4 protein-coding genes are annotated in these 13262 nt (G+C 52.1%); all 4 read left to right on the top strand.

The window, feature by feature from the left end:
• Nucleotides 1–89: 89 nt before the first annotated feature.
• The 4 genes from BQ7367_RS04060 to BQ7367_RS04045 all read left to right on the top strand — a co-directional run bounded on the left by BQ7367_RS04060 (nucleotide 90) and on the right by BQ7367_RS04045 (nucleotide 12955).
• Nucleotides 90–827 carry a hypothetical protein gene (locus BQ7367_RS04060; protein ID WP_072524319.1) on the top strand — a complete coding sequence of 246 codons (738 nt, stop codon included), beginning with the start codon at nucleotides 90–92 and terminating at the stop codon, nucleotides 825–827.
• On the top strand, nucleotides 824–9085 hold the full coding sequence (locus BQ7367_RS04055; RefSeq protein WP_072524318.1) for a leucine-rich repeat domain-containing protein: 8262 nt from the start codon (nucleotides 824–826) through the stop codon (nucleotides 9083–9085). Before BQ7367_RS04060 ends, BQ7367_RS04055 begins: the two co-directional genes overlap by 4 nt.
• Nucleotides 9086–9207: 122 nt before the next feature.
• Nucleotides 9208–11343, top strand: coding sequence for an MSCRAMM family protein (locus tag BQ7367_RS04050; protein WP_072524317.1), 2136 nt, complete (start codon nucleotides 9208–9210; stop codon nucleotides 11341–11343).
• 70 nt (nucleotides 11344–11413) lie between these two features.
• Complete coding sequence (locus BQ7367_RS04045) at nucleotides 11414–12955, top strand: SpaH/EbpB family LPXTG-anchored major pilin (protein ID WP_159431624.1); 1542 nt, start codon at nucleotides 11414–11416, stop codon at nucleotides 12953–12955.
• Nucleotides 12956–13262 lie beyond the last annotated feature (307 nt).

The raw sequence follows: 13262 nt of genomic DNA, 5'->3' as shown, positions 1-13262 counted from the left end.
CCTTATGTTGTGGGCACAGTGTCTGCTGTGCCGGAGTACATGGAAAAACAGGAACAGTTTCACAGGTTGAGAATAAAGAGGGTGCAGATATGGAGAAAAAAGGGAGAAAAAGAGGACGTATCCTGGCGGGAGTCCTGACGGCAGTGCTGGCAGTGACGCTGGCAGCGGCGCCAGTATCCGCGAAGGAAGAAAAAGAAACACTCCGGGGAACAGGAAATGAGCCGGGGAGCATCCGGATCATTTTGAAGGATCTGGGGGCAGAGACTTCTTCCTGTGAAGGGGTGGAGTTTGGTCTATGGAAAGTAGGGACCGTGAATGAATATGGAACTCCTGTATTCGATGAAAGATACGGGCTTAAGGGATATCCCCAGGACAGTCAGTCGCTGGACGAGGCGGCGAAAAAGATTTCGGACGCTCTTTCATCGGCGGGCAAAGGACCCGACAGAAAAGAAACAACCGATCAGGGCGGCTGCCTCCTCTTCGACCAGGTGGAGCGGGGAGTATATCTGCTCCGGGCGGGAGAGGACAATCCATATGGAGAGATCTCTCCTTTCCTGGTCCAGCTGCCCTATTGGGAAGAAATAGAGGGTCAGATGGAAGGCCCGGTCTACGAGGTGGAGGCGGAGCCCAAGGCATCGCCCCATCCCGTAGAATCAGAAACGACGGATCCGGGGAAGACGGCGGCAAAGACGGGAGATGAAACTTCCGCAGCCGGATATCTCCTGGTCCTGACGGCGGCGGTTCTGGCGTTGATAACTATTGCGGTTTTGAAAAGGAAAGAGTTAAAAAAGGAAAAAGAGGAAGGAGAAAGGGGGAACGGCAGATGAGAAAAGGAAACAGGATCCGGAGAGCGCTGACAGCGCTGCTGGCGGCATCAATGCTGCTGACATCCTCCTCCATGACAACTTTTGCGGAGAGCGGAACAGAAGGACAGAATGAGGAAACAGAGATAAAAGAAGAAGCTCCGGTTTCTTCCGAAGAAGAGGCAGGAGAGACAGCAGCAGAAACGACAGAAGATCTAAAAGACTCAGTGAGTCCGGAGGAGTCAGAGTCATCTGAAGAACAGAAAGTGCCGGAAGAAAGCACGGAGAGCGGAGAAACGGAGTTTTCTCTGGAAGGTTATGTTCGTCTGACAGATCTCCAGGGACAAAAGACAGTATTGAAAGAGGTCAAGATCCGTTTCTACGACGCGGATTCCTATGATCCGGATTCAGAGGAAAATTCTGCAGTGGCAGAAACAGGATCGGAAGAGGATGGTTTCCTTAAGGCAGAAGGACTGACAACGGGAAACTATCGGATCGAATATATCAGCATGGACGGGGAGTTCTGCCCGGAGGATTACAAGGCATCAGTGCTTCCGGAAGAGGCCGGTTACGAAGTGATCATGGCAGAAGATGAGAAGGCAGCGGAGGAAGCTGCCGGAGGGCCGGTAAAGGAGAGGGATTACTTTGCGGTGATCCCGTCGCTGGAGCTGGAGTCCGGACAGGAACTGGATCTGGAGCTGGAAGAGAAACAAGGGGTGGGGATAGAAACAATAGAGGAAACAGAAGAGCAAGGGAACAATGAGGAGAACCTTACCGGGGAAATTCCGAAAGAAAACAGTCAGGAACCAGTGAAGGGGCAGACGGAAGAGCAGGCGCAGGAGAACAGCCAGGCTGAGACAGAGATGCCGGGAGAAAATAATTCCGGTCTTACCGGCAGCCTGACCGTAGCGCAGCTGGCTCAGACGGATAACAGTATGGCCGGAGCCACGGTAGAACAGCTGAATGTGAACGGGTTCTACTCCCGGCTGAAACGTATGGCTTCCGGGAGTGAATGGACCTTTGACACTTACTATGTAAACGAAGATGACAAATACGATGTGGAGAAGTCGGAAGACTTCAATCTGAAATATCAGATGGAGTTCTATACCAGCAGGGATATCACCGCCGGTTCTGTCGAGATCCGCATCCAGGAGACTCTCCTCTATGACCGTGAGGGAAATCCAGTCACACCGACAGAGATCGCGGTACCCCAGGCGTCACCTGAGGAAGAGCCAATCTACAGCAGGAATACTCCATTTAATTACTACAAGGATGGAACAACCCTGGTGTTCTATAACTACAGAGAAATCCAGGCGGGCACCAGCGCGGCCTGGCAGGTACTGTACAAACAGCTGGATGTGATGGAGATCAAAGATGAGACCCGGTGGGAGCTGACACCAACAATTTTCATCCGGACAGAGCAGACAGAAACAAGACGGGATCTGGAACCTCTTACAGGGAAAGTAAATACTTACGCTGAGATCACCAGCCTGGCGAAAAAGGCTTATGTCGAACCGGGAAAGAGCTATACGCCGGGACTCTATACCCAGTCTCAGGTAGAACGCTATATTACAGGAGAGCTCCCGGCGGAGTATGCAGGGGAGAACTTTGATAACTACAGGTATGTGGTCTGGAAAGTGGACTTAAAAGGTGAGGCTACCCAGCCGTGGAACCTGGAGATCCGGGAGGTTCCGTCCATCATCGGAGGCACGGCAGGAAAGGTAGTGGGATACAGGAATTATCTTGGCCTGAATGCGGATCTGAAAGTATCAGATGATTATACAGAGATCATCAACGGAAGCAAAAAGGAGGCCCTGAAGGGATATCTTTACGTAGTTACCGCTTATCCGGCAAATCAGGTGCAGGCAGGGACGGTTCTTGAAAATCAGTTCGATGTCAGGCTGACGCCGGCAGACGGGGAGGATCCCGTACAGGAGAAGAGCAGTTCTGCCACCTGGAACTGGGCGAATTATGAGTGGACCTATGAAGGGGATGAGATCCAGATCGGCAAAGATGGAGGATCATCAGCGGAACTGGACACTCATTTCGGCTGGCTGGAGCTTTATAAATACGCCAGTGACCGGCAGGAAGATGCGGGAAGCTTTTCATACAGCTCCGCAGTATCTGTCCGGGGATATAAGCTGACCCATGTGACGGAGCCGACGGAAGGCCAGACACTGGGAGAGTACATAGAAGGCAGCAGCTACCGGACGACTCTGGTGGATGACTTTATGTATGCTTATCCGGGAGAGACAGGGACAGGCGGAGCGCAGATGCTGGGAAGTGAGGACTATTACTTTACCGATGTGACGGTCCGTCAGGCAGATACAGGATATGACGTGTGGGAAAACAGTACATCGGCGGCGGAGAAAGTGAACGATGTAGCACAGGACATGAAGATCTATGCCATGTTTGCTGATTCGGAAACGGAAGAGTGGGAGCTGGTCGCGACGGTCCCGTGGAATAATGCGGGCGTGATGTTCTACAGTTTCTCTGAAGACCAGTTGAGCAGACAGCCGTGGAGGGTCAAAGTAGAGCATGAGACGATCAACTATGAAACATACTGCGCGATTGATGTAGAAGTGCGGATCCGGCATGGTTCTCCGGCAATGGCGGCAATGGCGGACAGCGACTATGTGCGTCTGGAAGATCTGTGCGGCACGATCGTAGAGGAACTTGAGGACGGACAGTTTAAAAGATACTGTTATGAGGCTCCCACGGAGGCGCCCAACTATCAGGAGCCGGGCCTGAGGGAAGCTTCCGAGCAACTCTATGGTGTCCTTCCGGCAAGAGATAACGCCTATAAGACCCTGACGGGACTTATCCCCCACGCGGAATCCCATAAAACGGTAAAGGGGAGCAATGATCCGGACAACAGTCGTATGCTGCTGAATTACTGTCTGACGGCCAGCGATGGTTATTACATCTACGATCATGAAACAGCGGAGGCACTGGAACGGGGCGGAGTCCCGTCACCGGGAAGAAACAACGTGGTCTTCTATGACCTGCTTCCCTACGGAGTGCATTTTGATCCCTCTGTAGAAGTGACCGCAGGCCGGATCCGGGATGTAAATGATCTGTCATATCAGACTCAGCCCAGAAGCTGGGATCAGAGCCAGGTTACAGTAACGGTAGACCCGGAAAAAGATATCATTGAGGATTACCGGGGCAGCGGAAGAACAATGGTGATCTTCCATATCCAGTATGAGGGGGCAGATTCCGCTGTTTACAGCGAAGGCAGATGGACATATGACAGCGACGGAACCCAGGTCTATCGGGACGGCATGTGGGCAGAAGGCTGGGGCGTCAGCTTCCAGGCCTACTATGACTGGAAAGATCTGGATGTCGTTCATGAGAATGCGAATATCAGCGCTTTTATGCCGGAAGATAAAGAAGGGGATCCGCTGTGGAGAGAGCCTTTATTCGGGACAGAGGACGAAGTCGCTTTTGATGACGGAACGATCGTCCCCCAAGATCTGGCAGGGGATTATGAGCCTTTTAAAGACGGCGATCTGAACGAGGATGACGTTACAGATATCCGGAACGTCCTGTATGCCAGCGCAATGGATCAGGAAGATATCGCCATTGCGGGAATGCAGGGCATCACAAAGCTGGTAAGGGCAGACGCGGATCGTTTCGGCAGCTATCAGAACAGTGCCGTAGTCGGGCCGGGAAAGAGATATACTTATGACATTACCGTGTCAGCAGGAGGTCAGGCTCTGACAGATATCGTGATCTTTGACCAGCTGGAAAACGCGGATCCCGAAAATGGCGGATTGTATGGAACCTTCCAGTCTGTGGATACCACAGGACTGGAGGAAATGGGAGCGGAACCGGTGGTCTATTACAATGAAGACCGGAACGCAAAGCTTCCGGCAGAGGGCCAGGAGCCGTCGGAGATCCTGACAGAAGCCTATGGATGGTATCCGGCTGGGGAATTCCTGACCACACATACAGCCAGTAAAGTCCGGGCAGTGGCGGTGGATCTGTCGCAGGCAGCAGGCGGGGGCGCATTTGCCCTGGAAGATATGCGGGCGGCCTCGTTCCAGATCCGGATGCAGGCTCCGGACAGCATACCGGACACAGAAACGGATATCTGTAACAGTCCTGTTTATTACGCAAAGAATGAAATGCTGGATATGACAGTGCTCTCGGAAGGAAATTCCGTCAAAGTAAGGCTGGGCCGGGAAGAGACGTTGGAAGTGGTCAAAGAGTTTGCCGGGGAGACACCGGAAGCCGTGCAGGATACGTCCTTCCAGTTCTATCTGTATGAAGAAGAAGACGGACAGAGGACAGCTTTCGCCAATAAAGAGTATCAGCTGTGGAAACTGACGGACGGGGCATGGATCCAGCAGACAGACCGGATGTATGCCACAGACGGCAGCGGGATCCTCACCCTGAAAGCCGGGGAGAAGGCGGTCTTTACCGAACTTCCCGATGCCGGGCGGATCCAGATAGAAGAGGAAGAGAATCCCTTCTGGAAAACAGAGATTACAGATAACGAAACAGTGGACGATAGCGGCACGGCCGCAGTGCGCACGGTGACGGCAGCAAATACGTACCGGCCGGTGCTGTATGCCCAGAAAAAGACACAGGCAGTACCCAAAGGTGTGGATATCAGCGGAGAAGAGTTTACCTTCCAGCTTCGTGTAAAAGGAGAAGATGGAACCTACACGCCGGTTTCCAACGCGGAGTTCTGGTATGTGAACAGCGCCCGTACAGACGGAGGGATCCCGACGAAAGTCACCAGTCTCGGTACAGCCGGAGAGGGATATACCGATGAAGAAGGAAGGTTCACCATCCGGCCGGGAGAGATCATCGCGCTTTTCCCGGGAGATGTTGGAGTGGAATATCAGTTGAAAGAGGTCAGCGGGGCCAACGGTGAATCCGACAACTGGCTGTGCAATAGTGATACCGTGGAAGGTACAGTGCCGCTGCAGGGCATCTCTACTTCCATTACCAATATCTACCGGTGGAAGGACCTGCTCCTGACCAAGAACCTGACGCATCAGGATCCGTCAGACTGTACCCAGGAGTTTACCTTCCGGATCAAGAAGGTGGAAGGAGACAGTGAAACACCGGTCAGCGGAAAAGAATGGGTTCTCTTAAACAGCGACGGAACAGAGAGCACCGCGCCGGGAGACTCCGGGACGTTGAATGAAAACGGCGAATTTACCTGTGACTGCGCGGGAAGGACTGTCAGGATCCGGGGACTGGAGGGTGGAGAGACCTATATCATTACCGAGACGAACAGCGGCGAACTCTACCGGGCAGCCAACACGACACAGGAGGCAGAGATGCCTCTCTACAGCAGCAGCCGGAGCGTGGAGTTCATCAATGACTATCTGATGCGTTCCCTGTCTGTGACCAAGTTCGTGAACTATGACCGGGCAGACCAGGCGGAAGTGGAAAAAGTAGAAGCAAAAGAGTTTACTATGACTGCCAGTGTGGAAGGGGAGCCGCTTGGCAACCATACTTATACACTGACAGAAGGAGGCTCGGTGATCGGGGAGTACCAGACCGGAGCGGATGGAACATTCACCCTGAAGGACGGGCAGACTGCAGAGCTGGCAGAGGCGGGAATGCTGGGAGAATCTTTTGAAGTAGAGGAAACGGAAGATTCGGACTACAAACAGATCTATCCGACAGAGAAGCAGCCCCATACAGGCACTCTTGGCAGTGAGGGAAGTGAAGTTACCTTTATCAATGGAACACCGGGTGGACTGGCAATCACGAAAGAATACGAAGGGGCGGATGAAGCGGCGCGAACCTATATAGAACAGATGAAAGGTGGAAGCTTGGATCTGGGAACCGGTGAATGGACAGATACGAGCAGCCGGATCGAAGCAGCAGTTTCTCTTACTCTGGAAGCTACAGACAGCACCGGAGATACATATATCTGGCCCAGAAGTGATACACAGGTGACGGTGATAGATACTCTGAGGGGAGAGACAACAGAAGAGACCTGGAGCGCAGGGTCCTCTTTTGAACTCATGCCTTGGAAGATCGTGCTGATCACGGACTCTGCCCTGGAAGGGGTGGTATCTTATCGGCTTTCCGAGTCCGAAGAAGATCAGCACAGGATCATTGTGCCAACAATCCAGATGCTGGCGCCTGATCAGGATCCTCAAAGCAGAGGGATCATTGTGCTACCAGACATGTCATGGAAGGCAGTATCTCAGAAAGAGCCGGCTGGAGACCGGCCAATAAGCGGTACGCTGGAAGAGCAGCCGATAGCTAAGATCATTAATGAGATATCTACTGTAACGATTGCTTCTGAGATCTATAAAAAAATGACTCTGGGATCAGATGAAGTGCCGGAAGGCGCGAAACTGGTCTGGAGGGTGGAACAGTATGACGGAATGACCTGGAATCCGTCAGAAGGGGTTGATTATGTGACATCTGCGGAAGGGATCCCGACATGCGACCGTATACTTACGACAGGATCAGATGGGAAGATTACCCTCACAAAAGCAGCAAATGGATATCCTAGTGTCAGATTTACAGAAGCCGATGTTTCTATAAATTTATATGAAGGAGCAAAGGCAGGAGATTACAGAGTAGTGGAAGTTCCGGAAGAGTCAGATGAAAGCTGGGGACTGTTGGCGGGATATGGTTTTGGCGGCAATACTGTAGACAGTGACCATAGAGACCCTGATAAAGCTGAAGAATCAGGAGATATCAGTTCCGGACGCAGAATAGATTCTGGCTCAGATGATCCGGGTGGAGATGGGGCAGGCTTGGAAATTAGTACTGGACAAAATCTATATAAGAAAAATGGAAACGCTTTTGTAAACTCCAATCGGACGACTCCGGTAGAAATTGAGAAAAAGATGGAAAATCCGTCAGACACAGATTTTACCATGATACTGGAACAGGTATTATCCATAAAGGATCAGAGTCACTCAGAAGGTTCGATTTCGCGGGACAGCGCAGAGAGCCCTTCGGATGAGATTGTTGCAAGGTTAAATCCGGGAGGAGGAAGCCAACTGGTATCAAGTGCGGACGATATCCTGGCTACAAGGCCGGGGGCAGGGATCTCCTATACGGTATATGATACGGCAACAGACGCAGAGATCAGAACAGATGTGACCGGAGCCAGAGGAGAAATCATCCTGAAAGCAGGTCAGTATGCCCGGCTTTATCTCCCCGACCAAACGGTATGGACAGTACGGGAGGAACTGAAGGCAGACCATGTACTGAAGAACTTAAGCGGCACGCCGGAGAATCGGGTTACAAAACTGGGAGACAATCTAATGTTGATCCAGCCAACGGCGGAAGTGATACCGGCAGAATTGGACGTACGGATGGAGGATAACCGGGTAACTGCAGGAGAGGTTCTGGATAAAGACAATTTTATTGTGAATGTAATCTACTCTGATGGGAGAAGAATACAGCTGACATCAGAGGAATTTACTTTGGACCCGGAAACTATTCCTAGTTGGTTAGCAGGATCATCAGGAGAAGTTACTGTGTATTGGACAGAAGGAGGACTTGAAGGTACAACTACGTTCACAGTAGTTGATGAAATTGATATCACTCAGGAAATGGTTAATACAGGAGTAACAGATGCTAAGACCGGGCAGGAGGTAGTTCTGAACAGTGGAGATGTGACGATACCAGAGTATATCATCTGGGAAGGAGGAGAATATCGGGTTACAGGAGTAGCAAACAGTGCATTTCAGGAGAGTGAAATTACGGGAATCCATTTTCCAGATAGTATAGAAAGAATAGGTAATATGGCATTTGATTCGTGTACACATTTGAAAGGAGATTTGGAAGTTCCGGCGGCAACGATAGGAGAGTATGCCTTTGCTGGCTGTGACAGTCTTACAGGAGAGATAAAAATTTCAGGGGGAAGTATAGGCGATTATGCTTTTCAATCATGTACTCAGTTCACAAGGCTTAAACTTATGGAAGGAGTAACAAGTATAGGCGATTATGCTTTTTATAATTGTCCTCTGATTTCAGGAGACTTGAATATTCCAGAAGGTGTATTAAGTATCGGGGAATGTGCGTTTGCTGAAAATTATCTGGGTGGAGAGTATCCTACTGGTAGGCTATCATTACCAAGCACGTTAAAAATAATAGAAAACTATGCATTTATGGGTTGCGAAGGACTTTATGGAAAACTAATAATTCCGAAGGAAGTAGCAAATATAGGCGACAGTGCTTTTGAAGGAACTAATTTTACTTCCATCTCCGTTGACAACACACCCGACGCCATCACCGGCGCCCCATGGGGCTGGGAAGGCGGCGAGGTCATCTGGCTCAGGCAGTAGTTTATCGAGGAAAGAAAGGAGGAGCGGGACTATTGTGTTTCTACGACACTGTTCCGTTAGGCAATGAGATGCGGATGTTATAGAACATTCAATAGCCGATTGGAGCGGTCCCCACAAAAGAAATGAAAAAGTATATCAAAAAAACTGTTGTCTTCCTGGCTTCCCTCTGCCTGCTGGCCGGGACAGCCCTTCCCGTGTGGGCCGATGGAAATTCTGCCGGGGATGACGCCCCAGGATCGGAATCCACACCCCGGGTAGTCTTTGAGAACGCCCAGAACGAGACGCCGGACCTGTTTGTCACCAAGGAGGTGGAGAGCCTCTCCGAAGGATATGAAGTGCCGGAGGACCTGTCCTTCACCTTTATCCTCCGCCTGGACGGGGAACTGGTGAACCGGATGGAGTACCGTCTCTATGACGCCTCCGGGACAGAAGTGTTTGACAAGGATACCAACGGGAACAACGTTCCCTGGAAGACGGACCGGTCCGGGACCTTTTCCCTAAAGCCCGGACAGACCGCCAAGTTTGAATATGTAGGCACCGGCGTGGCCTATGAGGTTACGGAAGTGCCTTCTGAGGGATGGGTCCAGACCCGGCCCGCCGGAGGGGCCGCCGCGGTGGGTACTGTGGGAGCCCAGGGAGCCTGGGCGGCCTTCACCAACACCATTGGAGGCGGAGGCGGGACCACCCGGATGGTGGTTCAAAAGACCATCTCCTTCCCGGAGGGGTATGAAGCGCCGGAGACCCCGGACTTCCCCTTCATTCTGGAGATCGACGGGAAGCCCTACAGCCAGGAGAACTATACCATCCGGGACCTGGCCACCGGACTGGAGATCGGGACCGGGACCACGGACGGGGAAGGACGGTTCACCTTGAAAGGCGGACAGGCCGCCGAGTTTCCGGAGATCCCACAGGATGTAGATTATCGGATCACGGAAGACACAGACGCGGAAGGACTGGAAGACTGGAGATGCACCGGGGAGGCGGTCCGGGAAGGGACCACCGGAACAGGGGGAGCAGTGCTGGAGAACTTCAACAACGCCAGCGCCTCCTTCGCGGTGAGCAAGCGGATGGAGGACGGGAGCACCCCTGAGGATGCCTTTACCTTCCTCCTGACCCATGAGGACCGGAGCGTATGGGAGGGAGCAGACTACCTGCTCTATACTACCGGAGGAGAGCCGGTAACGGATGGACAGGGGACCCAGGTTACGGGAGCCACCGATGAAAACGGGACCTTCACCCTGCAGGCCGGGCAGACCGCTCTCTTCACCGGGATCCCGGCAGGAACGGTGTACAACGTGAGCGAAACGGCGAACCCGAACTACATCCAGACCCTGCCATTAAGCGTGGAAGGATACACCGATAAGACGGTCACTGACGCAGTGGAAGTGCTGCCCTTCGTGAATAAGGAAGCCCCTGCTTCCCTCTCGGTCACAAAAGTGATCGAAAACCTGGACGGGGAGGCTCCCCTGGAGCAGAAGGAGTTTACCTTTGTCCTGAGGTATCAGGAGGATAAAGGATACCAGCCAGTAGAGGGGGCGGTCTACAGCATTGAGAGCGGGACATCCCAGAACACCTACCGGACAGACGGAGAAGGACAGTTTACCCTGAAAGCCAACGAGACAGCCCGGTTCACAGGGCTGCTCCCGGGATACTACCAGGTGGAGGAACTGGACCCGGGATATGAATATGAAGCCAAAAAGGCGGTATTGGAAGGAACTCTGGGGGAGAGTGGGAGCAATGTCAGCTTCACCTTTACCAACCAGTATACGGCAAAACTCTTCGACCTGTACCTGACGAAAGAGGACCGGGGGAACAGGAGCCCCCTTTCCGGGGCAGAGTTCATGCTGTACCGGGATGAGCTGGAGAACAACCCGGTGCAGGCAGACCCCTACATCACAGGCTCAGATGGGAAGATCACCGTACAGAACTTAAAGACCGGGACCTATTATCTGGTGGAGACGAAAGCGCCACAGGGGTATCAGCTCCTAGCGAACCCGGTGAAGCTGGACGTGACCTGGGAAGGGAGCGTCATGAGAGTGACGGTGGACGGGAACAGCGTTACCTCCCAGGAGGAAGACGACCAGATCCATATCGTACAGAACACAGGATCCAATGACGAGGTCCATGTGAAGATCTACAACAGCAGGAACTTCACCCTTCCGCTGACCGGTGGGAATGCCTGGATTTTCGGCGGGGCCCTGCTGGCCCTGGCAGCCCTGATCTTCATCCTGTGGAGGATGGGGAAGAAACAGAAATAAACCTACAATGGAACTCATAAACAAGCAGCACAGAAACGCTCAGATTCATAGGAAAGAGAGGAGAAAGAATATGAAAACGAGCAGAAGAACAAGATGGGCGGCAAGAGCCCTGGCCCTGTGTCTGATCGGGGCCACAGCCTTCGCAGGGGCGGCAGTGTTCTCCCCGGTGACGGCAGAGGCAGATTCCATCATCGATGGACAGACCACAACAGGAAGCATCACCATTACAAGGCAGGACGATCAGCAGCAACCCCTGTCAGGCGCTACGTACACGATCTACAAGATCATGAGCCTGACACCGGGTTCTGACGGCAGCTATGCTTCTTACACAGTTGAGACAGCTTTTGAGACAGCTCTGGATGGAGTAAGGCCAGATGCTCTTGGCAACTATTCCGCTCAGCAGATCGAGGCTCTGATCGATGAGCTGGTAACCGCGTCCGCGAGTGCGGAAGATGTCCGTACGGATACGACAGAGGCGAATGGAGTGGCAAGTTTTACAGGGCTGGGACTTGGATACTACCTGGTAGTAGAGACCACGCCTCCGGAGGGGTATACTGCAGGAAGCCCATTCCTGATCGCAGTGCCGTCTACCAATGACGCCGGAGATGCCTGGATCTATGATGTGACAGCGACTCCGAAAAACAAAGGAATCGGGATTGAGAAAGAAGTTGTAGGTGGAGACGATACCGTTGCGATCGGCGATTTCGTACAGTATCAGATAACGACGACAATTCCGGATTATCCGGAGGAATACTTTGATCAGACCGTGACCTTCCGTATTACCGACGTAATGAGTGACGGACTGGAGATCCAGAATGACGTGACTCATCCGATCAAAGTAACTGTCGATGCCGGAGAGGTAACGGAGAGCGATTCCACGTATACCCTTACTGCCGGGGATCAGACCGGTGATACTCCGGATCTGACAATTGACTTTGCAGAGGACTATATCAAGGCCAATCCAGGTAAAGAGGTGATCGTTACCTATTACGCCCAAATTACGGAAGACGCAGTAGCCGGAACCGGCGGAATTGGAAACGAGGCGACACTTACATATAACAACAAGCCGGGCACCACAGAAGAAGTGACGCCGACAACTCCGGTGGTAAATGTATATACCTTTAATATCATGGTAGAAAAGTTTACCAAAGAGGCTGGAAATGCGGGTGGAGAGGCTCTGCAGAACGTACAGTTTGGTTTGTATGAAGATTCGGAACTCCAAACACAGATTGGTACTTTGGAACTCACAGGTTCTAATGGGCAACTCTGTTTTGAAGGCCTGGACGAAGGCACCTACTATCTGAAAGAGACAAAAGCGCTGGCAGGCTACACGCTTCTGGCGGATCCCATCAAGGTGAAGATCACAGCCACAGACGCGGCAGACGGCACGTTTACCCTGGAAGTAAACGGTCAGGAAGTGGATGAGACTACCGGCACCTATGTATCCAGGATCGACACGGAGAACGGAACCGCGATCATCGCGGTGGAGAACCATAAAGGGTTCACCCTTCCGACGACCGGAGGCATGGGCATCGCCCTGTTCGTGATCATCGGTATCGCGGGCATTGCGGCAGTATCCATTGTGATCACAAAGAAGACAAAGAAAAATTAAAATGTCCCCCTTTATTTCAGGAATGGAGAATGGCATGATTGCCATTCTCCATTTTCAGGTAAATTTCAAAACACTGCTGATCATACAGTATCACGGCCCATCTGAGATATCCACCGATCTGTCAACAAAATAAATGGATTATCAACAAAAAACACATTGCCCAGCCGGCATGGAAATGCTATCCTTGAGCTGTCACAGAAAGGCGTTCTGCCTGATCGGTCCACAGGTGGATCAGAAAAAATCCCGGGAATCAAACACAGAAAAATATCGCTAAAATATCTGACATGAAAAGCTTTGCCAGAGAAGA

Origin of the sequence: Clostridium sp. Marseille-P3244 (assembly GCF_900120155.1) — a bacterium.
Taxonomy (GTDB): domain Bacteria; phylum Bacillota; class Clostridia; order Lachnospirales; family Lachnospiraceae; genus Mediterraneibacter.
Note: the sequence above shows the minus strand (reverse complement) of the source record. Positions and strands in the feature narration are given on the sequence as shown.

What these genes read in the sequence shown, in the direction of transcription:
- BQ7367_RS04060 (WP_072524319.1), top strand. Translation starts at nt 90, where the DNA reads ATGGAGAAAAAAGGGAGAAAAAGAGGACGTATCCTGGCGGGAGTCCTG.
- BQ7367_RS04055 (WP_072524318.1), top strand. Translation starts at nt 824, where the DNA reads ATGAGAAAAGGAAACAGGATCCGGAGAGCGCTGACAGCGCTGCTGGCG.
- BQ7367_RS04050 (WP_072524317.1), top strand. Translation starts at nt 9,208, where the DNA reads ATGAAAAAGTATATCAAAAAAACTGTTGTCTTCCTGGCTTCCCTCTGC.
- BQ7367_RS04045 (WP_159431624.1), top strand. Translation starts at nt 11,414, where the DNA reads ATGAAAACGAGCAGAAGAACAAGATGGGCGGCAAGAGCCCTGGCCCTG.